This window comes from Streptomyces sp. NPDC090088 (assembly GCF_044747345.1).
GTDB lineage: Bacteria > Actinomycetota > Actinomycetes > Streptomycetales > Streptomycetaceae > Streptomyces.
This window is the reverse complement of sequence record NZ_JBIVDZ010000008.1, coordinates 386,670-409,695: the sequence shown is the minus strand read 5'-3', so window position 1 is coordinate 409,695 and position 23,026 is coordinate 386,670. Positions and strand designations below refer to the sequence as shown.

General features: G+C 73.1%; 17 protein-coding genes. 15 read left to right on the top strand and 2 right to left on the bottom strand.

The window, feature by feature from the left end; translation table 11 throughout:
• Window positions 1-8 precede the first annotated feature (8 nt).
• Together ACIPSJ_RS35775 and ACIPSJ_RS35770 are read left to right on the top strand one after the other, a co-directional pair.
• Window positions 9-1,529 carry an anthranilate synthase component I family protein gene (locus ACIPSJ_RS35775; protein ID WP_401352088.1) on the top strand — a complete coding sequence of 507 codons (1,521 nt, stop codon included), beginning with the start codon at window positions 9-11 and terminating at the stop codon, window positions 1,527-1,529.
• Entirely contained in the window at window positions 1,526-2,131 is a 606-nt protein-coding gene (locus tag ACIPSJ_RS35770; protein WP_359210999.1) for an aminodeoxychorismate/anthranilate synthase component II, read from the top strand. Before ACIPSJ_RS35775 ends, ACIPSJ_RS35770 begins: the two co-directional genes overlap by 4 nt.
• On the opposite strand, the gene ACIPSJ_RS35765 is transcribed toward ACIPSJ_RS35770, so the two are convergent.
• Entirely contained in the window at window positions 2,118-3,506 is a 1,389-nt protein-coding gene (locus ACIPSJ_RS35765) for a PLP-dependent aminotransferase family protein (RefSeq protein ID WP_401352085.1), read from the bottom strand. The genes ACIPSJ_RS35770 and ACIPSJ_RS35765 overlap by 14 nt on opposite strands.
• 141 nt (window positions 3,507-3,647) lie before the next feature.
• Here ACIPSJ_RS35765 and trpD point away from each other — a divergent pair, with 141 nt between their 5' ends.
• Entirely contained in the window at window positions 3,648-4,724 is a 1,077-nt protein-coding gene (trpD, locus tag ACIPSJ_RS35760) for an anthranilate phosphoribosyltransferase (RefSeq protein ID WP_401352083.1), read from the top strand.
• 323 nt (window positions 4,725-5,047) lie between these two features.
• Here trpD and trpC read toward each other — a convergent pair whose 3' ends face one another.
• Window positions 5,048-5,854 (bottom strand): indole-3-glycerol phosphate synthase TrpC, encoded by an 807-nt coding sequence (gene trpC / locus ACIPSJ_RS35755; protein ID WP_401352080.1) that lies wholly within the window; start codon window positions 5,852-5,854, stop codon window positions 5,048-5,050.
• A gap of 227 nt (window positions 5,855-6,081) precedes the next feature.
• On the opposite strand from trpC, the gene ACIPSJ_RS35750 reads away from it, so the two are divergent.
• From ACIPSJ_RS35750 to ACIPSJ_RS35695, 12 genes are all read left to right on the top strand, one after another.
• Window positions 6,082-9,348: an amino acid adenylation domain-containing protein gene (locus ACIPSJ_RS35750; protein ID WP_401352078.1), complete on the top strand. Its 3,267-nt coding sequence runs from the start codon at window positions 6,082-6,084 to the stop codon at window positions 9,346-9,348.
• Between the two features lie 8 nt (window positions 9,349-9,356).
• On the top strand, window positions 9,357-10,895 hold the full coding sequence (locus tag ACIPSJ_RS35745; RefSeq protein ID WP_401352075.1) for an argininosuccinate lyase: 1,539 nt from the start codon (window positions 9,357-9,359) through the stop codon (window positions 10,893-10,895).
• Between the two features lie 71 nt (window positions 10,896-10,966).
• Window positions 10,967-11,824, top strand: a complete 858-nt coding sequence (locus tag ACIPSJ_RS35740; RefSeq protein WP_401352525.1) for a kinase — start codon at window positions 10,967-10,969, stop codon at window positions 11,822-11,824.
• A gap of 49 nt (window positions 11,825-11,873) precedes the next feature.
• On the top strand, window positions 11,874-14,129 hold the full coding sequence (locus ACIPSJ_RS35735; protein ID WP_401352072.1) for a pyridoxal-phosphate dependent enzyme: 2,256 nt from the start codon (window positions 11,874-11,876) through the stop codon (window positions 14,127-14,129).
• Window positions 14,130-14,353: 224 nt separating this feature from the next.
• Window positions 14,354-16,552 (top strand): MMPL family transporter, encoded by a 2,199-nt coding sequence (locus ACIPSJ_RS35730; RefSeq protein WP_401352522.1) that lies wholly within the window; start codon window positions 14,354-14,356, stop codon window positions 16,550-16,552.
• 294 nt (window positions 16,553-16,846) lie between these two features.
• Window positions 16,847-17,578 (top strand): AfsR/SARP family transcriptional regulator, encoded by a 732-nt coding sequence (locus ACIPSJ_RS35725; protein WP_355710035.1) that lies wholly within the window; start codon window positions 16,847-16,849, stop codon window positions 17,576-17,578.
• 128 nt (window positions 17,579-17,706) lie between these two features.
• Window positions 17,707-18,729 (top strand): LysR family transcriptional regulator, encoded by a 1,023-nt coding sequence (locus tag ACIPSJ_RS35720; protein WP_401352069.1) that lies wholly within the window; start codon window positions 17,707-17,709, stop codon window positions 18,727-18,729.
• 77 nt (window positions 18,730-18,806) lie between these two features.
• Window positions 18,807-19,067 carry an acyl carrier protein gene (locus ACIPSJ_RS35715; protein WP_355710039.1) on the top strand — a complete coding sequence of 87 codons (261 nt, stop codon included), beginning with the start codon at window positions 18,807-18,809 and terminating at the stop codon, window positions 19,065-19,067.
• 55 nt (window positions 19,068-19,122) lie between these two features.
• Window positions 19,123-20,355, top strand: a complete 1,233-nt coding sequence (locus ACIPSJ_RS35710) for a beta-ketoacyl-[acyl-carrier-protein] synthase family protein (protein ID WP_401352065.1) — start codon at window positions 19,123-19,125, stop codon at window positions 20,353-20,355.
• Entirely contained in the window at window positions 20,355-21,455 is a 1,101-nt protein-coding gene (locus tag ACIPSJ_RS35705; RefSeq protein ID WP_401352063.1) for a beta-ketoacyl synthase N-terminal-like domain-containing protein, read from the top strand. The genes ACIPSJ_RS35710 and ACIPSJ_RS35705 overlap by 1 nt, the downstream gene beginning before the upstream one ends.
• Entirely contained in the window at window positions 21,456-22,202 is a 747-nt protein-coding gene (gene fabG, locus ACIPSJ_RS35700; RefSeq protein WP_401352060.1) for a 3-oxoacyl-ACP reductase FabG, read from the top strand.
• Window positions 22,203-22,219: 17 nt separating this feature from the next.
• Window positions 22,220-22,927 carry a DsbA family protein gene (locus tag ACIPSJ_RS35695; protein ID WP_359211038.1) on the top strand — a complete coding sequence of 236 codons (708 nt, stop codon included), beginning with the start codon at window positions 22,220-22,222 and terminating at the stop codon, window positions 22,925-22,927.
• Window positions 22,928-23,026: the final 99 nt, after the last annotated feature.

The following is a 23,026-nucleotide window of genomic DNA, read 5'->3' as shown; positions in this document are numbered from 1 at the left end:
TGTTTATCGTGTCATTGCAGGAACGCATCAAGGTGCGGGTCGCCGCCGCCGAAATTCCCCATCACGACCCTCTGGAACTGTACGAGCGTCTGCGTGACGCGTGCCGGGCGGAGGACGTCTTTCTCTTCGAGAGCAGGGACGGCGCCGCACCCGACCGCCGGTCCGCCGTCGTCGGTCTGGGCCGCCTCGCCGAGATCCGGGTCTTCGCCGCGCACGTGGAGATCGACGGTGTGCCGGGCGTGGCGTCGGTACTGGCCCGGGCCGCCGAGGAGGCGGGGCTCCTTCCCGGGGAGTCGCCGCCGTGCGGCGGCGCGGGCACCCGGCGGCTGCGCATACCCGACCCGGCCGCCGTCCGGCGGTTCCTGCCCCTGGCCCAGCACGTCTTCGAGGTGGACACCGACCTGCCGGAGACCTCGTACGCCTTCGGGTTCCTGACCTCGCTCGCCTACGAGTCCGTCTGGCACATGGAGACGCTGCCGCCCCGGACCAAGCAGGCGAACGGGCCCGACATCACGCTCACGCTCTTCCGGGACGCCGTCTGGTACGACCTGACCACGGCCACGGCGCGTCATCTCGCCGCGGAGAGCGCGGCGTTCGGGGACCGCCCGTCGGACGCCCCGTCGGTGGAGTCGGCCGCGCGGGCCGCCGGCGAGCCGGGCGCCACGGGCGTCGCCCCGGTGCCCGCGGCGCCCGCCCCCTCGTCCGTGCGCGACACCGTCAGCCGTGAGACGTTCCTGTCGTGGGCCCACCGGTGCCTGGAGCACATCCGGGTCGGGGACGTCTACCAGATCCAGATCGGCCACCGGGTCGACGTACGCACCGCACTCACCCCCGTCGAGGTGTACCGGCGGCTGCGCGGCCGCAACCCCTCGCCGTACATGTATCTGATGCCCCGCGCCGGCAACCTGCTCATCGGCGCCAGCCCCGAGCTGTACTTCCGGATCGAGGGCGACGAGATCGAGATGCGCCCGATCGCGGGCACTGCGCGCCGGGGACCGGACGACGAGGAGAACGCCCGGCGCGTCAAGGAGATGCGGGAGAGCACGAAGGAACGTGCCGAACACATCATGCTGGTCGACCTCTGCCGCAACGACATCGGCCGGGTCAGCCGCCCCGGCACGCTGCCCGTGGACCGGCTGATGGCCGTGGAGTCCTACTCGCACGTCTTCCACCTCGTCTCCACCGTCACCGGACGGCTCGACGAGGGCATGGGCACCTGGGAGGCGGTCCGCGCCACGTTCCCTGCCGGGACGATGACCGGCGCCCCCAAGGTGCGGGCCATGGAGATCATCGACGGTCTCGAACGGGAGCGGCGGGGGAGCTACGCGGGCGCCGTGGGGCTGGTGGACGTGCGCGGGTGGAGCGAACTCGCGCTGTGCATCCGCTCGATCGAGTACGACGGGACCACGTACTCCACGCAGAGTTCGGCGGGCCTGGTGGCCCAGTCGGACCCGGAGTCCGAGTGGCGCGAGACGCTGGCGAAGATGGGTGCCGCCTACTGGGCGCTCACGGGGGAGGAACTGCGATGAAGGTGCTGCTGATCGACGCGTACGACAGCTTCGTGCACATCATCGACCGGTATCTGCGCCACCTCGGCGCGCAGACGCGCGTCGTGCGCTCGCTGACCCGCTCCGCCGGGGAACTCGCCGGCTGCGAACCGGACGCCGTGGTCCTCGGGCCGGGCCCCGGGCATCCGGCGGAGTCGGGGCATGTGGAGCTGGTGCACGAGTTCGCCGGGCGGGTGCCGCTGCTCGGCGTGTGCCTGGGCCACCAGGCGATCGCCCTGGCCCACGGCGGCCGGATCGAGGTGGCCGACCAGGTGATGCACGGGCGGACCAGCACCGTGCGGCACGACGGCACGGGCCTGTTCGCCGGTCTCGGCCACACCCTGCAGGCCACCCGCTACCACTCCCTGGTGGTCGCCCGGCCGGTTCCGGAGGTGCTGGAGACCACGGCCGTCGCCGTCGACCACGGCTATGTGATGGGCCTGCGCCATCGCACCCTGCCCGTCGAGGGCGTCCAGTTCCACCCCGAGTCCGTGATGACCGACGGAGGCCTGACCCTGCTGGAGAACTTCCTGGCCATGGCGGTGGACGAGCGCGGCCGGAAGCGGTCGCTCAGCGGGACATGACCTCCGCCAGGACCCGGACGGCCTCGGTGATCCCCGAGCGTGGCAGATGGGCGTGGCCCACGACGAGCGCGGGCGCGTCCCGGCGCGGCCGGGCGTGGCAGGCCGCGCCGCCCCGCACCGCGACCGAGCGGCGCAGGGCCCCGGAGACCAGGGCCTCCTCGTCGGTGTGCGGGGGGAGTCTGAGGTACGCGTGCAGCCCCGCCGCCGGGCCGGGCACCTCGGCGCCGGGCAGCTGCCGGCGGACGGCCTCCACCAGGGCCTGACGGCGGCTGCCCGCCCGGGAGTTGAGCCTGCGCAGATGACGGTCGAGCAGCCCGCCGCGCAGCAGCTCGGCGAAGGCCAGCTGGGTGAGGGTCTCGGTGCCGAGGTCGTGCCGGGCCCGCTCGCGCAGCAGCCGGTCCAGCAGCTCGGGCGGTGCGGCCAGCCAGCCGAGCCGCAGCCCGGGGGCGAGGGACTTGCTGGCCGTGCCCGCGTACACGACACGTTCGGGGGCGAGGCGTTGCAGCGCCGATGGACGCCGGCCGCGTTCGTACCACAGGCCCCCGTCGTAGTCGTCCTCGATGATCAGGCCGTCGGTCTCCCGGGCCCAGCGCACGAGTTGCTCGCGCCGGTCGTCGCGCAGGGTCACGCCGGTCGGGTACTGGTGCGTGGGGGTGACCAGGACGGCGCGCAGGTCCGTCGCGGCCAGCGCCGTCACGTCCAGACCCGCCTCGTCGACGGGCAGGGGCAGCGGACGCACCCCGCACTCCCGCAGGAACCGCCGCTGTCCGGGATGGCCGGGGTCCTCCACGCCGATCGCGCCGACCCCCTGCCGGCGGAGCACGCCGCACAGCAGACCCAGCCCCTGCGCGAACCCTCCCACCACGGCCAGCCGTTCGGCGGTCGTCCGCACGCCGCGGGCCCGCCCCAGGTACTGGGCGAGTTCGAGGCGCAGCGCGTCGGTTCCGGCCAATGGAGGACAGGCGTGCGCCGAGGGGGCGCCCGACCGCAGCGCACGCTCGTAGCAGGCGAGCCAGTCACGGCGCGGAAAGTCGGGCAGACTGCCGCCGCCCGGCCGCAGGTCCCAACGCACCCCCGGCACCCGGTCCGCCCCGGGAAGCGCCGGTACGACCGACTCGGCGGCCAGGTGTCCGACGACGCGGGTACCGGCGCCCTGGACGGCTTCCAGGTAGCCCTCGGCGACGAGTTGGCCGTACGCCTCCACCACCACGCTGCGTGAGACGTCCAGGTCGTCCGCGAGGCGCCGGCTGGAGGGCAGCCGGGTTCCCGCGTGCAGACCGCCGGCCGCGATCTCGCTCTTGATGAAGCCCTGTATCTGTGCGGTCAGGGAGATCTCGGAATCCCGGACTACTTCGACCGCCATATGGAGGGACATGAATTTCTCGCTCCTTCGGAAATGGCCTGTGCTTCTCGCCCGGCAGTGGTCTGGCCGGGGTGCGCGCCCGGACGGGAAACTGGTCGTCCGGATCGGCGATCGACATCCGATCCGTGCCGCAGATGTCCGAGGAGAATTCACGTGAACACCGGACCGCAGACCTTTACTTGGCCCGAATTGCTGAATTCACTGCTCGACCTGAAGGACCTTTCCGCGCGGGAGGCCGACTGGGCGATGGACCAGGTGATGTCCGGCGTCGCGGGGCCGGTACGGCTGGCCGGACTGCTGGTGGCGCTGCGGGCGAAGGGCGAGACCGTCGAGGAGATCGAGGGTCTGGTCAGCGCCATGCGGCGGCACGCGGTGCCGCTGCACGTGCCCGGCCCCACGGTGGACATCGTGGGCACCGGCGGGGACGGCTCGAACAGCGTCAACATCTCCACCATCTCGGCCGTCGTGGCGGCCGGAGCCGGGGCCCGGGTGGTCAAGCACGGCAACCGGTCGGCGTCCTCCTCCTGCGGATCGGCCGACGTCCTGGAGGAGCTGGGGGTGGCTCTGGGGCTGCCCGCGGAGGACGTCGGTGCCGTCGCCGAGGAGGTCGGCATCACGTTCTGCTTCGCGCCGGCGTTCCATCCCGCCATGCGGCACGCGGCGGCGCCGCGCCGTGAACTCGGGGTACGCACCGTCTTCAACGCCCTGGGCCCGCTCCTCAATCCGGCCTCGCCCACGGGTACGGCGATCGGAGTGGCGGACGCGCGGCTCGCGCCCCTGCTGGCGGAAGTCCTCGCCCGGCGCGGGTCACGTGGGCTGGTGTTCCGGGGCGACGACGGAATGGACGAACTGACGGTCACCACCACCTCCACGATCTGGGCGGTCACGGAATCCGGGGTGCGCGAGGAGACCTTCGACCCGCGGGACATCGGCATCTCACTCGCCGCGCCCGACGCCCTGCGCGGCGGCGACCGGGCACACAACGCCCGGGTGGCACGCGAGGTCCTCGCCGGTGCGCGGGGTCCGGTGCGCGACGCCGTACTGCTGTCGGCGGCGGCCGGTCTCGCCGCGCTGGACCCCCACGACGGCCGCCCGGTCGGCGACCGCCTGGCCGCGGGACGGGAGCGGGCAGCCGAAGCGGTGGACTCGGGCGCCGCGGCAGCCGTCCTGGAACGATGGGCCACCGTCACGACCAAGCGAGCACAGTCGGCGGCACCGCCGGCCCGGTGAGCCGTGGCCGCCGCCGGCCGCCCTGTTCCACGAGCCCCGAGCGGGCCCACCCCGCGAAACCCGGGCTCCGGTCCCGCGTCGACCGGCTCCGCGTCGACCGGTCCCATGCCGACCGGCCCTGGGACGACCGGTCCCATGTCGGTCGGGCCCATGCCGACCGGTCCTGCGTCGACCGGCCCCACGCCGACCGGCCCCACGCCGACCGGCCCCACGCCGACCGGGCCCGCGTCGACCGGGCCCACACCTGCCGGGCCCACGTCGACCGGCCCCACGTCGACCGGCCCCGAAACGCGGTGCCGCGCGCTCGGCCCATGGCCCCGGCGTCATCCGGCGGCCGGATCCTGGGCGTGGGGTGTGGACAGGAGTTCGGTCACCGCTGTTCGGGGGCTGCCGTGCGTCACCAGGGACTCGCCGACGAGGACCGCGTCCGCGCCCGCTCGGACGTGGGCCGCGACGTCGGCGGGGCCGCGGACGCCGGACTCGGCGATCCGTACCAGGCCCTCGGGGATGTGCGGGGCGACCCGCGCGAACGTGCCGCGCTCCACCTCCAACGTCGTCAGGTCGCGTGCGTTGACGCCGATCACCGTGGCGCCGGCGGCCACCGCGCGCCCGGCCTCGGCCTCGTCGTGCACCTCGACCAGCGGCGTCAGCCCCGCCTCGCGCGCCAGCGCGACGAACTCGGCCAGCTGGGCCCGGCCCAGGGCCGCGACGATCAGGAGCACCATCTCGGCGCCGTACGCACGCGCCTCCCACACCTGGTAGGGCTCCACGACGAAGTCCTTGCGCAGCACGGGCACGTCCACCCGGGCGCTCACCGCCGCCAGATCCGCCAGGGAGCCCCCGAACCGGCGCCCTTCGGTCAGGACGCTGATGGCGGCCGCACCGCCCGCCGCGTAGTCGGCGGCGAGGGCCGCCGGGTCGGGGATGCCGGCGAGCGGACCGCGGGAGGGGCTGGCCCGCTTCACCTCCGCGATGACCCGCACGCCAGGCCCGCCGCGCAGCAGCGGCACGCAGTCCCGCCCCGCCCCCCGGGCCAGGGCCCGCTCCCGCACGGCCGCCTCGGGCGTGCGCGCCCGGCGTGCCGCCACGTCCTCGCGTACGCCCCTGACGATGTCGTCGAGAGCACTCATCGCCGTGTTTCCCCTCCCTGACCCGCGGGCTGTGACCGACCGGACGATAGGCGTCCGGAGCGGGCCGGGAACACGTCCTTAAGCAGCGGCGAAAACGTCCACGTGAGCGCGCGGACGGTGCGAGGAGCCGTCGTCAGTGGCCTGTCAGTGCCGGTCGACAGCATGGTCACGAAGGCGATACCGAGCAACACATTCCTCCGTCCACTCCTCCGTAGGTTGGCGATCACGTGTCGAAGACTTTGGGCTGTTCGGTCGCGGCCGGGACGACGGCCGTACGCGTTCCGCGGTGGACCTCGGGCGACGGGACGGACGAGCGGCGGGAAGTGACCGCCGAACTCGTTCTCCCTCCCGGACCGACCGCCCGGCTGCGCAGGGTGGCCGCCGAGAGCGCGGCCCCGCTGGACGCCGTGCTCCTGGCCGCGCACCTGCGGGTGATCGCCGCGCTCACCTCCGACCGGAACCCGGTCACCGGGTTCGTACCGGCCGACGGCGACCCCGGCGCGCCCCGCTCGCTGGGCGTCAGCGGTGTGCTGCGCGAGAGCTGGCGCGAACTCGTGCGCCAGGCGGCCGCGGAGGCGGGCCGCCGTGCCCCGGCGCCGGAGGCGGCCGCCGCGGCGCACCACGAATCCGTCCTGGACCTGTCCGCGACGGACCCGCGGCCGCTGGACGCACCGCCCCTGTGGGTGCGGATCGCCGTGCACGCGGACCGGGTCACCGTCCGCGCCCGGTCCCGCTCGGACGTCATGTCCGAGGAGCAGCTGACCCGCGTCGTCGGCTACCACGGGCGGGCCCTGGAACTGCTGGCCACCCATCCCGACGCACCGGCGGGCGAGCGGAGCCTGCTCGCCGAGGACGAACGGCACCACCAGATCTACGGGCTGGCCGGCGAGGCGGAGCCCTTCGACGGGCGGCTGTTCGTCGAGCGGTTCGAGGAGCAGGTCCGGTCCACCCCCGACGCGGTCGCGGTGTCGCACGGGAGCCGGTCATGGACGTACGACCGGCTCAACACGAGCGCCAACCGGATCGCCCACGCGCTGCTGACGGACGGGCTCGGCGACGAGGACGTGGTGGCCGTCGTCATGCGCCGCGGCCTGGAGTGGGCGGCGGCCACGATAGGCGTGCTCAAGGCGGGCGGCTGCTATCTGCCGGTGCAGCCGGACCTCCCGGCCGCCCGGATCGCCGCCCAGCTCGACGACGCGGACTGCCGGTTCGTGCTCGGCGAGGGGGAGGGCCCGTACGCCCCCGTGCCGGACGGGGACGACGCGCGCCGCATGGTGGACGTCGCGGCCCTGTGCGCCGGGACCGGTGGCCACGGTCCGCGGACGCCGGCGACGGGCAACCCGGGCCGGCCGCCCGCACCCGGCCGCCTCGCCTACATCTACTTCACCTCCGGCTCCACCGGCACGCCGAAGGGCGTGATGTGCGAGCACGCGGGGCTGCTGAACCACCTGCTGATGAAGGTCGCCGACCTCGGACTCGGCCCCGGTGACGTGGTGGCGCAGACCGCCGCGCAGTCCCTGGACATCTCGCTGTGGCAACTGATCGCCCCGCTGCTCACCGGCGGCGCCTCCCGCGTCGTCGACACCGACGTGCTCCTGGACGTCGACCGTCTCGTCGCCGAGCTGACCGCGTCCCGTGTCTCCGTCGCGCAGTTCGTCCCGTCCTACTTCGACGCGCTGATCACGGCCCTGGAGCGCGGTCCCCGCGATCTCGGCGTGCTGCGCGCCGTCTCGGTGACGGGGGAGGAGCTGAAGCCGGCGCTGCTGCGGCGGTGGTTCGGGTGCCGTCCGGACATCCGGGTGGTCAACGCGTACGGCGCGACCGAGGTCTCGGACGACACCATGCACGAGTTCCTCGACCGGGTGCCGGAGCACGGGCCCGTCACGCTCGGCCGGATGCGGCGCAACGTGCACGGCTATGTGCTGGACGAACAGGGCGGGCTGGCGCCGCTCGGCGCGACCGGGGAGATCGTCTTCTCCGGTGTCGCGGTCGGCCGCGGCTATGTGAACGACCCCGAGCGGACCCGGGCCGCGTTCGTGCCCGATCCGTTCCGGCCGGGCCAGCGGATGTACCGCACCGGTGACTTCGGACGCTGGCTGCCCGGAGGCAGGCTCCAGTTCCTCGGCCGCCGCGACCAGCAGGTCAGGATCCGCGGATTCCGGGTCGAGACCGGTGAGATCGAGAACCGGCTCATGGCCCTGGACGAGGTGAAGGACGCGGTGGTCGTCGCCTCCGGGGCGGGCGACCGGCACCGGGTCCTGGTCGCCTTCCTGGTCGGTGCCGTCCGTCGTCGGACGGCCGACGTCCGGGCCGGTCTGGCCCGCCATCTGCCGGACTACATGATCCCCGCGCACTGCCACTGGCTCGACGCCCTGCCGGTCAACGACAACGGCAAGGTGGACCGCAGGACGCTCGTCGAGCTGGCGGGCACGCTCGGCCACGCCGGGGTGCCCAGCACGGCACCCACCACACCCACCGAGCAGCGCCTCGCGATGGCCTGGGCGGAGGCGCTCAACGTCCCGTTGCAGGGCATCGGGCGGGCCGACAACTTCTTCGCGCTCGGCGGTACGTCGCTCGCCGCGACCTGGCTCGTCGTGAAGCTGGACCGGCTCGTGTCGCTGACGCAGATCGTCGCCCACCCCGTGCTCTCCGACCTCGCCGCCGCCGTCGACGCGGGTGAGGGCGCGGCGGCGCGGGGCCCGGAGCCCGTCCTGCTCCGCCCGCTCACCGGGGTGCTCCCCGGCCGTACGGAGGTCGAGGGCCGCCTGGTCTGCTTCCCCGGCGCGGGCGGGAACGCCGTCAACTTCCTCGCCCTGGCCCGGGAACTCGCCCCGAGCGGCATCGAGGTGTACGGCGTGGAGCCGCCCGGACACGACTTCGTGCCCGGCGCCCAGGATCTGGCGGAGGTGCCCGAGCTGGCGCGCCGGGTGGCGGCGGAGCTGGCGCGGCTGACCCCCGTACCACTCGTGCTGTGGGGCCAGCGGGAGGGCGCGGCACCCGCGCTCGCCCTGGCCCGGCTGCTGGAGGACGGCCCCTCGGCGGTCCGCCGGGTCGTCGTCGGCGGGGCCGGCGCGGACTGGCCGGCCGGGGTGCGGGCGGCCATGGACCGGGCCCGTGCCCTGAGCGACCAGGAGGTCGCCGCGACCCTCCTGGGCGAGGGCGCGTACGTGGAGTTCGACGGGCTCAAGCCGGAGCGGGCCCGGCTGCTCGGGCCCGCCTACCGGCACGACGTGCGCTCGGCCGGAGACTTCCTGCTGGCCGCCCGGGAGCGCCCGGAGGCCCACCGGGTCACGGCCGGCATCGAACTCGTCGTCGCCGAGGACGGGGCGGCCGGGGAGCACGGCCGCGGCCACTGGGACTGGCGGCTCTTCTCCGACGAGGTGACGCACCGCCGGCTTCCGGGCGGCGGAGCCCACTTCCCGCGCACACGGGCGACCGACGCGAAAGACGCGGTGCTGACCGCGCTGAACCGAACCGCCCCTTCTTCCCCGTGAGGAAACCGATGCCCAACGACCATGACACGACGGCCCGTTCGGGCGGCGCGGGAGGGCTGACCGGACGGATCACCGCCGGGCCCGACGCGCTGCTGCGCGCCGAGGTGCTCGAACCGCAGCTCCGCTTCGAGATCGACGCCCTGCTGCCCTGGTACGTCCAACTGGAGAAGGTGCTCCTGCTGGAGTACCGCCGGCTCGGCCTGCTGGACGGGGCCCAGGTCGGCGCCGTCGCCGACCTGCTCGACCGGGTCACGCCCGAGGCGGTGGCCCGGGAGGCCGAGGAGAGCATGAGCGACATCGCCTTCACCCTGGAGCGGCACGTCGCCCGCCGGCTGACCACGGTGCCGCCCGCGTGGCACGTCGACCGCAGCCGCAACGACCTCCAGGCCACCGCCCAGTTGATGCAGGGCCGGGCCCGGCTGCTGGGGTGCGCCGAGGAGCTGATCGCGTTCGGCCGCGCCGCGCACCGGCTGGCCGGGCGCGGCGCCGACCTGGTGATGCCGGGGTACACCCATCTGCAGCCGGCCCAGGTGATCAGCCCCGGCTTCTACTTCGCGGCCCTGTGCGACCAGGTACTGCACACCCTCGACCGGCTGGAGTCGGTGTACCGGACCGCTGCCGCCTCGCCGCTGGGCGCGGGCGCGATGGCGGGACAGGAACTGCCCTGGGACCGGGCCCGGATGGCCGCGCTGCTGGGCTTCCCCGAGGTCCGTACGCACGCGCTGCGGGCGGTGGCGCAGCGCGACTGGGCACTGGAGGCCTGCGCCGAGTTCTCCCTGCTGGGCGTCGTGCTGAGCCGCTTCGTCACGGACCTGATGACCTGGGGCAGCGCGGGATACGGCTTCATCGACCTGCCGGACCAGTGGTCGGGCATCTCCTCGGCGATGCCGCAGAAGAAGAACTACCCGGTGCTGGAGCGGATCCGGGCCCGTACGGCGCATCTCGGCGCGGCCTACACGGCCATCGCCACCGGGCAGCGCTCCACCCCGTACAGCAACTCCGTCGAGATCTCCAAGGAGGCGGGAGCGGGGGTACCGGCCGCCTTCGACACCCTCGGGTCCGTGCTGCGGCTGTTCGGCGCGGTGCTGGAGAACCTGCGGTTCCGGGAGGACCGGATGCGCGAGGCCTGCGAGAGCGAGTACCTGGGCGGGTTCACGCTCGCCAACCTGCTGACCCTGCGGGCCGGGGTGCCCTGGCGCACCGCCCAGGTGGTCGCCGGACGGTACATCGTCCAGGCCGTCGAGCGCGGGCTGTCTCCCGCGGAGCCGGACGGAGCGCTGCTCGACACGATCCTGGCCGCCGAGGGGCATTCGGCCGACCACGCGGCGGGACTGCTCGCCGAGGCGATGGACGTGCGGGGCGGACTCACGGCGAAGCGTTCGGACGGCTCGGCCCGTCCGGACGCCGTACGGGCCCTGCTCGCGGACCAGGAGACGGCGTTCGACGCCTGGGACAAGCGCTGGTACGGGCGACGGGCGCACATCGACGCGGCGGCGGCCGAGGTCGACCGGCTGCTCGCCGGACCGGAGGGACGGCAGGAGTGGTGAGGTCCCCCGACGCCGTCCTGCGGCAGGACGCCCAGGGGCGCGCCCCGGCGCCGTTCACCGCGGTGACGGGGATGAGCACCGCGTCCGGCACGTTCGGCGAGCTGCTCCAGGGCGTGCTGCCCGAGGAGAACAGCGACTTCCTGGTCACCCTGCCCATCGCCCGCTGGGCCCGGGTGACCTTCCACGGCACACCCGGAACCGACGAGCTGGAGGTCCGGCCGGCCCACAAGGTCAAGGCGCTCCGGCTCACCGAGATGATCATGCGGTCCGCGGACGCGCCGATGGGCGGGGTGCTGGCCATCGAGAGCACGCTGACCGAGGGCAAGGGACTGGCCAGTTCGTCCGCCGACCTGGTGGCGACGGCACGCGCGGTCGCCAACGCGCTGGGCGAGCCGATGCCGCCCCGGCGGATCGAGTCGCTGCTGGCGCGGATCGAGCCCACCGACGGCGTGCTGTACCCCGGCATCGTGGCGTTCTACCACCGCCGGGTGGCACTCCACACCGAACTGGGGTCCCTGCCGCCGATGACCGTGGTGGGCGCCGACGAGGGCGGCGAGATCGACACGATCGCCTTCAACCGCATCCCCAAGCCCTTCTCCGCCGCGGACCGGGCGGAGTACGCCCGGCTGCTGGAGCGGGTGGCCGGGGCGGTGGCCCGCGCGGACCTCGCCGAGGTGGGCGCGGTGGCCACGCGCAGCGCCCTGATGAACCAGGTACTGCGTCCCAAGCGGACGCTCGACGACATGATCGGCATCTGTCGGCAGGTCGGCGGGCTCGGGGTGGTCGTCGGCCACAGCGGGACCTGTCTCGGGGTGCTCCTGGACACGGCCGACCCCTCGTATCCGCAGCGGCTGGTGGACGCCGCGAGCGCGTGCTCCGAACTCGTCGGCAACGTCACGGTGTACCGGACCTTGAGCTTCGACCGATGAACTCCGGCGTTTCGCCGGTCCGGCGCAGGGATGGGAAGAGAGAGCGCACATGCTGAGCCAGAACGTGATCGAGGCCATCGGCCACACCCCGCTGGTACGTCTGCGGCTGGGGGCCGACCGGGGCGTCCGGGTCTACGCGAAACTCGAGATGAACAACCTGTTCGCGATGAAGGACAGGGTCGCCAAGCAGATCATCACCGAAGCGCGCCGCACGGGGGACCTGGCCGAGGGCGCCCCGATCGTGGAGAGCTCCTCGGGCACCATGGCCCTCGGCGTCGCCCTGGTGGGCACCGCGCTCGGCCATCCGGTGCACATCGTCACCGACCCGCGGATCGACCGTACGACGCTGGCCAAGCTGGAGGCGCTGGGCTGCGAGGTGCATGTGGTGTCCGCGATGGACGACCACGGCTGGCAGGGCGCCCGGCTGACCCGGCTGCGGGAGATCATGGACCGCAATCCGGGGGCGTTCTGGCCGCGGCAGTACGAGAACCCGCAGAACCCGGCCGCCTACCGGCACCTGGCCGAGGAACTGCTCGCCGACCTCGACACGGTGGACGTCGTGGTGGGCGCCGTGGGCAGCGGCGGCTCGCTGTGCGGCACCTCACGCGTGCTGCGCGCGTCCCTGCCGGAGCTGTACGTGGTCGGGGTGGACTGCGTCGGCAGCGTGCTTTTCGGCCAGCCCGACCGGCCCCAGCGGCTGCAGAGCGGGCTGGGCAACAGCCTGCACCCGAAGAACCTCGACCACTCGCTGATCGACGAGGTGCACTGGCTCAACGACCACGAGGCGTTCGGCGCCACCCGCGAACTGGCCCGGGCGGAGAAGCTGTTCGCCGGCAACACCTCCGGATCGGTGTACCGGGTGCTGGGCGCCATGGCGCGGCGGGCGACTCCGGGCACGACCGTCGTCGGGATCTTCCCGGACCGCGGGGACCGCTACGCCGACACCGTGCACAGTGACGCGCACTGGGCCGAGCAGGAGCTGCGGCGGCTGCCGGTCGCCACGGTGCCGCGGCAGATCCTCGACGGCACGGAGGCGCGCAGCTGGTCCTTCCGCCGCAACCGGGCGGACGCGCCGCGGCCGGCCTTCGTCTTCGTGGAGTCCAACACCACCGGGACCGGCATGCTGGCGCTGCGGATCGCGGCCGAGGCCGGCTACGAGCCGGTGCTCGTGACCGGCGACTCCACCCGGTACCGGGGGCTCGCCGAGACCGGCGCGACGGTCGTGGACTGCGACACCGACGATCCGGACGCGCTGGTCCGGGCGGTGACCAAGGCCTTCGAGCCCGGCTGCGTCGCCGGAGTGTCCACGACCAGCGAGTTCTACCTGGTGGCGGCGGCGACGCTGGCCGCCGCGGTGGGGCTGCCCGCGGAGCGTCCCGAGGCGATAGCCGGCTGCCGGGACAAGGGGCGGCTGCGGGAGACCCTGCGGCGGGCCGGGCTCGGGCAGCCGCTCTTCGAGGTGGTCGAGGACGGGCCGTCCGCCGCCGCGGCCGCCGAGCGGATCGGAACTCCCTGCGTGGTCAAGCCCGTCGACGACTCCGGCTCGACGCGGGTGCGCCGCTGCGACTCGCCGCGGCAGGCCGCCGAGCTGGCCGAGGAGATCACCGCCCGGACCACCAACGGACGCGGGCAGGCCATGGCGGGCCGGGCCCTGGTCGAGGAGTACCTGGACGCGCCCGAGTACAGCGTGGAGATGTTCGGGGCCGACGGCGCGCACCGGCTGATCGGCATCACCGAGAAGACCGTGACCGGCGCACCCCACTTCGTGGAGTCCCGGCACCTCGTGCCCGCGGAGCTGACCGACGAGGAGGCGCGGGAGACGGCCGAGGCGGTGTCGGCCGCGCTGGCCGCGACCGGTCTCGGCCGCGGCCCGAGCCACACCGAGGTGAAGCGCACGGCGGCCGGCACCGCCGTCGTCGAGATCAACCCGAGGCTCGCGGGCGGCCTCATCCCCGAGCTCTACCGTCTCGCCACCGGTGTCGACCTGCTCGCCGCCCAGGTGACCCAGGCCGGCGGAGGCGAACCGCTGCTGCCCGACGGCTTCGCGCTCCACGCCGGCATCCAGTTCATCCTGCCCGCCGCGCAGGGCGTGCTGGAGCGGGTGGCCGGACTGGAGGAGGCCCGGGCGGTCCCGGGAGTGGAGCGGGTGACGGTCACCGCGGCGGCGGGCACGCCGGTCTCCCCGCCCACGGACGCGTACGGGCGGATCGGCCACATCGTCGCCGTCGGCGCGAACCGGGCAGCGGTCGTCGAGGCGCTGGACCGGGCCACGGCGCTGCTCAGCGTCGAACTGCGGGACGTCTGACCCCGCCTTTCCGCTGTCCCCACGGTCCCCGCCCCCGAGTCCGGGAGGCGGGGACCGTGCTGAATGGCCGGATGCCGCCCAACCGCCGTCCGGGGAGGCGCGGATGGCGTGAAGAACGATTGACGGCCACTCTTACGCCTGTAAGCTCGGACTTACATGTAGAAGCAGGAAGCGACGTGAGTAAGGGGCTGGAGACAGTGGAGAAACGCTCGGTCACCGTCAGGGTGGCGAGGTGGAGCGCGGCTCACCCCTGGCGCGCCATCGTCGGCTGGTTCGTCTTCGTCGCGCTGTGCTTAGGAGCGTCGGCCGCCGCCGGGACCCACAGCGCCACCACCGAGGACTACCGGGTCGGCAAGGCCGGGAAGGCGGAGGCGATCGCGACGGAGGGCGGGCTGCAGCGCCGGCCGGTCGAGCAGATCGTCATCGACTCCCCGTCCGGCACGCTGGACGTGTCCGCGGCCCGGGCGGCCGCCGCCGACGTCACCACGAGGATGCGGAAGCTCCAGGAGGTCGACCGGGTCGAGAAGCCCGTCCTCTCCCGGAACGGCAAGGTCCTCATGGTCCAGGTCGTCATGGCGGGCGAGGAACTCGCCGCCCGCAAGAAGGTCGGCCCGCTGGTCGAGCAGACCGCGGCCGTGCAGCGGGCCCACCCCGGCGTGCGGGTGCAGGAGACCGGCAGCCCCTCGATGAGCAAGGGCCTCGACCAGCAGCGCAGCGACGACCTCGCGTTCTCCGAGATGCTCACCCTGCCGGTCACCGTCATCACCCTGATGATCGCCTTCGGCTCGGTGATCGCCGCCGGTGTGCCGGTCCTGCTGGCGCTCTCCTCCATCGCCGCCGCCATGGGACTGTCCGCCGTCGCCTCGCACGTGCTGCCGGACGCCGGCGTCGGGAACAACGTCATCCTGCTGATCGGCCTGGCCGTCGGCGTCGACTACTCGCTCTTCTACCTGAAACGGGACCGCGAGGAACGGGCCCGGGCCGGCGGCCGTCTCGGTTCCGAGGCCGTCGTGGAACTCGCCGCGGCCACCGCGGGCCGGGCCATCGTGGTCTCCGGGTTCGCGGTGATCGTCTCGACCGCGACCCTGTACCTGGCGACCGACGTCATCTTCTCCTCACTCGCCACCGGCGCCATCATCGTCGTCATGGTCGCCGTGGCCAGTTCGCTGACGGTGCTGCCCGCCCTGCTGGCCAAGCTCGGTGCCCGCGCCGAGCGCCGTACGGCCCGCCGCGCGGCCCGGGGCAAGCGGACACGGGCGCACGGCGAGACGAGCAGGGCGTGGACCGCGCTGCTGCGGCCGGCGACCCGGCGCCCCCGGATCACCCTGCTGGTCTCGGTGCTCATCATGCTGGGCCTGGCCGCGCCCGCCCTCGACCTGAAGCTGAGCGTGCTGGGGAAGGACACCTTCTCGCGCAAGATCGCGGCCGTGCGGACCTACGACCGGCTGACCGCCGCCTTCCCGGAGATGCTCGTCCAGCACCAGGTGGTCGTACGGGACGACGCGGACCGCGCGCCGCAGGTGCTGAAGGCGATGGAGGACCTGCGCGAACGGGCCCAGGCGGACCCGCTGTTCGCCAAGGACGTCCCGTTCAAGCTGAGTTCCTCCGCCGACCACCGGATCACCAGCCTGACGCTGTCCGTGCCGTTCAAGCCCAGCTCGCCCCAGGCGCTGCAGTCGCTCGACCGGGTCCGCGACGACTACCTGCCCGCCACGGTCGGCAAGGTGCCCGGCGCCGAGGCCTATGTCACCGGTGACATCGCCCGCGACTCCGACTACCTGGACCACCAGAACTCCAAGCTCCCGCTGATCGTCGGACTGCTGCTGCTGGTGACGTTCACGGTGACGGTGCTGGCCTTCCGGTCGGTGGTCATCGGCGTGATCGGCACCCTGCTCAACCTGCTGTCCGCGGCATCCGCCTTCGGCCTGCTGGTGCTGGTCTTCCAGGGGCACTGGGCGGAGGGCATCCTCGACTTCCACTCCACCGGATCGATCGGGGCGCGGGTGCCCCTGTTCCTGTTCGTCATCCTCTTCGGGCTGTCGATGGACTACCAGGTCTTCGTGGTCAGCAGGATCAGGGAGGCCGTCCTGCGCGGCCTGGACACCCGCAGGGCCGTGATCGAGGGGATCGGCAGCTCCGCGGGCGTGGTGACCAGTGCGGCCGTGGTCATGGTCACCGTCTTCGCCAGCTTCGTCTTCCTCACCCTGGTCGAGATGAAGCAGATGGGCTTCGTCCTCGCCGCCGCGGTCCTGCTCGACGCCTTCATCGTGCGGATCATGATCCTTCCGTCGATCCTGACCCTGCTGGGCGACGCGAGCTGGTGGCCGTCGCGAGGCGTGCGGTCGGCGCGGTCGAAGCCGACCGGACCGGCTGGTTCCGAGACGGTCGTCTCGTACCGCCCGCAGGAGTCGGGGCGTATCTGAGCCACGGCTGTCGCTCCAGGCAGCCGTACTGAACAGCCCTCCAATCCCCCGGGAGGGCCAGGTGCTGGGCCGCTCATGGACTGGGCGGCCCAGCACCGTCTAGGGGGTAGAAGCATTCCGGAGTGGCTTATTCCGCTGTCATATCTTTCCGGTATGGCGGAGTCGTAAGTTTGATATTTCTCATCCGCGATGAGGCGGACAAGGATGTGGATCAAACGAAGACGGGGGTGTCGAATCGTGGAGATCCATATACTTGGCTCACTTTTGCTCACGCGAGGCACGCAAAGCTGGGGCGTGACATCGAAACGGGTGAGCTCGGTGCTCGCCCTGCTGGCCCTGACTCCGGGGCAGGCTGTTCCGTTCGACCAGCTCGTCGACGAGCTGTGGGGCGACGACCGTATCGCCAACGCGAAGAACGCTCTGCAGGCCAACGTGACCCGGCTGCGCAAGCTCCTGGCGTCCGTGGCCGGGAGCGAGGGCCGGGAGCTCGTGCGCACCGTCGGCACCGGCTATCTGCTGGACATCCGGCCCGAATCGATCGACGCCCACCACTTCGTGGCCCTCGCGGACGAGGGCGCGGCCCTGCTGGGCCACGATCCCGCGGTAGCGGCACATGTGCTCGAACGGGCGCTGGGCAGGTGGCGGGGCGCGGCACTGCTGGACGTCGGCGAGGGCTTCCGTTGCCGGACCGCGTCCGTACGCCTGGAGGAGCGACGGCTCACTGCATACGAAGACTGGGTCACCGCGAAACTGGCGGCCGGCATGGAAGGCGCGCCGGTGCCGGAGCTGCGGCAGCTGGCCACCGAGCATCCCGGCCGCGAACGCCTCAGTGAACTGCTGATGCTGGCCCTGTACCGGGACGGCCGGCAGACCGAGGCGCTCGACGTGTTCCACCAGGCCCGCAGGCGCCTGGCCGAGGACCTCGGGGTGGAGCCGGGGCGTTCCCTGCACGCGGTGTACCAGGCGATCCTCCACCAGGACGACGCCCTGGGGCGTCCCCGCGGCTCCCTGAGCCTCATCGGCTGACCCGCCCCCGCCCCCGTCCCCCGGAGGCGGTAGTTCCGTCGAACTTCCCTGACCAGCGAGATCCAATTACATTGGTGTAACGTCGGTTGGGGCGTGTGCCCCTGCAACGGGGCGGAACGCGCCGTCGTATGTGTCCGGGAACTGGGGGCTGGGACCGAATGCGCGTCGAGTTACGGCATGCCCGACTCGTAGCCGCCATCGCGAGCGCCGGGAGCATATCGTCGGCCGCCACCCAGCTCAATCTTCCGCAACCCGCCCTCTCTTCCCAACTGCGCCGACTGGAGCGTGAGTTCGGAGGGGAATTGTTCATCCGGTCGCACAGCGGAGTGGTGCCCACCCCGCTCGGCGAACGGCTGATCCCGATGCTCGTGGACCTGGCCCGGCGCGGTGACGCCGTCATCGCCGAGGTGGCCGCGCAGAGCACCGACACCCTGCGCATCGGGAACGTGGAGTGGACGCCGCCCACGCTGAAGGACGCGATCGCCGCGTGCCTGCCCTCCGTCGAGGTGCAGACCGAGACGGTGGATCCGGCCGACGCGATGAGCGCGGTCGCCGAGGGGCTGCTCACCCTGGCGCTGGTGCCCAGCCCGCCGGACCGTCAGCAGCCGGCCGACGTCCGCAAACTGCCGCTCAGCACGGCGGTCGTGGTCCGCGAGCCGGTGTGGCTGGCCGTGCCGCCCGACCACCCGCTGTCCGCGACCGGACCGGTCGGCGCGGCCGAGGTACGGTCCCTCAAGTGGGTGCGCTACGCGCGCGGCCACTGGTTCCACGACCACGAGGACGCGGCGTTCGCCGACCTCGTCGAGGGCCGGCCCGTGCCGGCCCACCGGGTGCGCGGCCACCACGAGGCGATGAGCTGGGTCCGTGAGGCGGGCGTGGCCGCGCTGACCGTCCCCACCGGTGCCACCAAGGACGTCAGTCTCGTCCCGGTCGCCGACGCCCATGTCTGCGAGCTGCTGCTGGTGTGGCGTACGGGGTCGCTCGGCCGGGCGACCGTGGCGACCCTGGTGGAGAACGTACGCCGCTACTACTGCGAGTACGCCCGTACCATCCCGCGCTTCTGGTCCTGGATGGTCGCCCACCCCGAGGACTTCCGCGAGGTCGAGCGCTATCTGACGAACCCGCCGCAGGACCCGCCCGGTTCGGACTGACCCCCTCCCGACTCCCCGCGCGACCACGTCAGTTCGCGGTCAGTGCGCTGTCAGCCGCTTGCTCCAGCATCGTCTCCATGACTACCGCAGCCACCGGCGCCGAACGGCGTACCCAGATCAAGGGCATCATCTGCGACATCCTCGAGATCGAGCCGTCCGACATGACCGGCACCAGCCGGTTCAAGGAGGACCACGAGGCCGACTCGATGGGCGCCATCGAGATCCTCTCCACCCTCGAACGCACGTACGGGATCGATCTCGACCAGAGCGTGCTGCCCCGCATGGTCCATCTCGACGCCGTGGTCACCGTCGTCGACGAGGCCGTGGCCGCCAAGTAGCGGGTGCTGCCCGGCCGGGCCCGCCCGGGTCGGGCGTGAGGGACTGGAGTGCAGGGTGTACGACAACGATCAGCGGCCGCGCCAGGTGGTGATCACCGGACTCGGCCTGGTCACCAGCATCGGCCTCGGGGCCGAGGAGTTCCTGGCCGGCCTGCGGGCCGGCCGCAGCGGGGCCAAGCCCATCACGGCCTTCGACACCAGCGGTTTCGCCCACTCCTACGGGTGCGAGGTCGCGGACTTCGACCCGGCGGAGTGGATCCGCACCTTCCGGCCGGAGGAACTGGGCCGGGCGACCCAGTTCTCCGTGGCGGCGGCCAACATGGCCGTCGCCGACGCGGGCATCGGCGCGGCGGAACTCCGCGGCCGGCGGACCATGGTGTCGGTCGGCACCACGGACGCGGAGTCCCGCGACCTGGACCTGCTGGCCGGTGAACAGCTCGACCGGGGCCCGGAGCACCTCACCCCGGGGATCGCCCGCCGGGCCCACGCGAGCAGGCTCTCCACGAGCATCGTCCGCGAACTCGGACTGACCGACGTCGAGGCCCTGACCATCCCCACCGCCTGCGCGGCCGGCAACTACGCGATCGGCAGCGGCTACGACGCGATCCGGGCCGGCGACGTCGACGTGGCGCTGTGCGGCGGAGCCGACGCGGTGTGCCGCAAGACCTTCGCCGGCTTCTACCGGCTGGGCACCATCGCTCCCGAGGTGTGCCAGCCCTTCGACCGGGACCGCAAGGGCATCCTCACCGGCGAGGGCGCGGGCATCCTCATGATGGAGAGCCTGGAGTCCGCCCGGGCCCGCGGCGCCCGCATCTACGCCGAGGTCCTCGGATACGGACTCACCTGCGACGCCCACCATCCCGTCGCGCCCGACCAGGACAGCCTCGCCCGCTGCATGGCCCTGGCCCACCGCAACGCCGGGATCACCGAGGCGGACGTCGACTTCATCTCGGCCCACGGCACCGGCACCAAGGCGAACGACGTGACCGAGGCGGGCGCCATCCGCCAGGTCTTCGACACCCCGCCGCCCACCGTCTCCATCAAGTCGATGGTCGGGCACAGCATGGGCGCGGCCAGCGCCCTCGGCTCGGCCGCCTGCGCCCTGGCCATCGCCGAGGGCTTCATCCCGCCCACCATCAACCACCGGGAGACCGACCCGGACTGCGGCCTGGACTGCGTGCCCAACGAGGCGCGTCCCGCCGAGCTGACCGTGGTGCAGAACAACGCGCTCGCCTTCGCGGGCAACAACGCCGTGCTCATCCTGGGCCGGCACCGGGAGGCCGCCTGATGTCCGCACTGGTCTTCTCCACCTGGTCGGCGGTGTCCCCGTACGGTGTGGGCGGCGAGCCCTTCCGCACGGGCATCCGGGCCGGCCGCGGCGCGATCGGCACCCTCGACCGGACGGCCTTCCCGGGGCCGTTCACCGAGGGCGCGCTCATACCGGACTTCGACGCCGCCGACCACATCGGCCGCAAGGGCACCCGCACCATGGACCGGGTCACCGGCATCGCCGTGACCGCCGTCGGACTGCTGCTGGCCGACGGCGGACCGGAGCTGACGTCCCGGCCCGAGGAGACCGGGCTGGTGCTCGGCACCGGCTCGGGCAGCGTGCAGAGCATCATGGACTTCACCCGCGACTCACTCGTGGGGGAGCGCCCCTACCACGTCGACCCGGCCCGCTTCCCGAACACGGTGATGAACCGGGCCGCCGGGCAGAGCGCCATCTGGCACGGCATCAAAGGGCCGAACACCACCATCGCCGGCGGCCGCCTGACCGGACTGACCGCGCTGAGCTACGCCGCCCGGCTGCACCGCGGCGGCCACTGCGCGCGGGTGCTGTGCGGGACGGCCGAGGAGTACTCCGAGCAGCGGGCCTGGCTGGAGTGGCACGGCCGGGACGGCGAGGACCGGACGTCCCCGCTGGGCGAGGGCGGCGCGGTGTTCCTCCTGGAGAGCGCGGCGGACGCCCGGGCGGCCGGCCGGCGGGTGCGAGCCCACCTGCTGACCACCCGGTTCCGCGCCTTCGCCGAACCGTCCGACGCCCGCGCGTCCCTGGCGGAGTGCGTACGCGACGCCCTGAAGCAGGCCGGTGCGCGCGCCGGGGACGTGCGCGTGGTGGCCCCGGCCGACACGGGCGGGCGGCTGGCCGGTGTCGAGGAGGCCGCGATCGCGGACGTGCTCGGCCCGGCAGGGCCCCGCCCGCTCGGCAGCCGCGCGCTGCTGGGCGACACCTCCGCGGCGACCGCCGGCCTGCAGCTCGCGGCGGTGCTGTCGCTGCTCGACGACGAGGAGACCCCGCCCGGCGCGCTCGCCCTGGTCACGGCGGTCGACCGGGACGGCACGGTCGGCTGCGCGCTGCTCGCCGCCGCGACGAACGAGGAGAGCTGAGTGGAGACGAACGCCCGCAGGGTGGCGCTGGTGACCGGGGGTTCCCGGGGCATCGGACGGCACGTGGTCACCGCACTCGCCCGGGACGGCTTCGACGTCGCCTTCTGCTACCGGTCCGACGAGGAGGCGGCCCGGTCGGTCGCCCAGGAGGCCGAGAAGGAGGGCGCGGGCGTGTTCACCGCCCGCGTCGACGTCGCCGACGCCCGCGCCGTCCGGGACTTCGTCCGCGGCACGGAGGACACGCTCGGCCCGCTGCACGCGGCGGTCTCCTGCGCCGGCATCGTCCGGGACAACCCCCTGGTGATGATGGCCGAGGACGACTGGGACGCCGTCCTGCGCACCAACCTGGACGGCACCTACCACCTGTGCAAGGCCGCCGTCTTCGCCATGATGAAGCGCCGGACGGGCACCGTCGTCACGATGTCGTCCGTGGCGGGGGTGTACGGCAACGCCACCCAGACCAACTACTCCGCGTCCAAGGCCGGGATCATCGGCTTCAGCAAGGCGCTGGCCAAGGAGTCCGGGCGCTACGGCGTGCGGGTCAACGCCGTGGCGCCGGGCTTCATCGACACCGACATGCTCTCCGGGCTGGCGCCCGAGCACACCCGGAAGATGACCGAGCGCATTCCGCTCGGCCGCCTCGGCCACCCCCGGGAGGTGGCGGACCTGGTGTCGTTCCTGGTCTCCGACCGGGCCGCCTACATCACCGGACAGGTCTTCGGCGTCGACGGCGGCCTCGTCGTCTGACCCGCTTAAGGAGCAGCATGCCCAAGAACAGGACACCGCGCTTCTACTTCTCCCTGCGCAGTCCCTACTCCTGGCTCGCCTACCAGGAACTGACGGAACATCACAAGGATCTCGTGGAGCGGCTGGAATGGCTGCCCTTCTTCGAACCTGACGAGACCAGCGCGCGGATGCTGCGCGAACGCGGCGGACGGTTCCCGTACTCGGAGATGTCGCGGGAGAAGAACCGGTACGTCCTCCAGGACGTCGGCCGCATCACCAAGGCCCGCGGCATCACCGTGAACTGGCCCGTCGACGTCGACCCGGTCTGGGAGGTTCCGCACCTGGGCTACCTGGTGGCGGCCCGGGAAGGCCGGGGGCACGACTACATCGCCGCGGTCTACCGGGCCCGGTTCGGCGCGGGGCGTGACGTCTGCGACCCGGCGACCATCGCGGACATCGGCCGCGAGCTGGGCATCCACCCCGAGGTGATCTCCCGCGCCCACGAGGACCCCGCGCTGCGGGAGCAGGGCGCGGACATCCTGCTGCGGGTCTGCACGGACGGCGTCTTCGGAGTGCCGTTCTTCGTCCAGGGCTTCACCCGCTTCTGGGGGCTCGACCGGCTCGACGCCTTCGCGGAACACGTGCGCACCGGGGCCGCCTCCGCGGCCTCCCTGGCACCCGCCACCGCCGGCGCGGTGGGCGTGGGCCGCTCGGCCGACGACGGCCACGCGGGCGGCTGCGGCTGACCGGGCCGCCACGAACCGTCAGTTCTCGGTCAGTGCGCTGTCAGCGCCCTCGACCACCATCGATCACGACGCTGCCCCGCCCGCTCCGGACAGCCGGAC

What these genes read in the sequence shown, in the direction of transcription:
- ACIPSJ_RS35770 (WP_359210999.1), top strand. Translation starts at nt 1,526, where the DNA reads ATGAAGGTGCTGCTGATCGACGCGTACGACAGCTTCGTGCACATCATC.
- ACIPSJ_RS35765 (WP_401352085.1), bottom strand. Translation starts at nt 3,506, where the DNA reads ATGTCCCTCCATATGGCGGTCGAAGTAGTCCGGGATTCCGAGATCTCC.
- trpC (WP_401352080.1), bottom strand. Translation starts at nt 5,854, where the DNA reads ATGAGTGCTCTCGACGACATCGTCAGGGGCGTACGCGAGGACGTGGCG.
- ACIPSJ_RS35745 (WP_401352075.1), top strand. Translation starts at nt 9,357, where the DNA reads ATGCCCAACGACCATGACACGACGGCCCGTTCGGGCGGCGCGGGAGGG.
- ACIPSJ_RS35740 (WP_401352525.1), top strand. Translation starts at nt 10,967, where the DNA reads ATGAGCACCGCGTCCGGCACGTTCGGCGAGCTGCTCCAGGGCGTGCTG.
- ACIPSJ_RS35735 (WP_401352072.1), top strand. Translation starts at nt 11,874, where the DNA reads ATGCTGAGCCAGAACGTGATCGAGGCCATCGGCCACACCCCGCTGGTA.
- ACIPSJ_RS35720 (WP_401352069.1), top strand. Translation starts at nt 17,707, where the DNA reads ATGTGTCCGGGAACTGGGGGCTGGGACCGAATGCGCGTCGAGTTACGG.
- ACIPSJ_RS35715 (WP_355710039.1), top strand. Translation starts at nt 18,807, where the DNA reads ATGACTACCGCAGCCACCGGCGCCGAACGGCGTACCCAGATCAAGGGC.
- ACIPSJ_RS35705 (WP_401352063.1), top strand. Translation starts at nt 20,355, where the DNA reads ATGTCCGCACTGGTCTTCTCCACCTGGTCGGCGGTGTCCCCGTACGGT.
- ACIPSJ_RS35695 (WP_359211038.1), top strand. Translation starts at nt 22,220, where the DNA reads ATGCCCAAGAACAGGACACCGCGCTTCTACTTCTCCCTGCGCAGTCCC.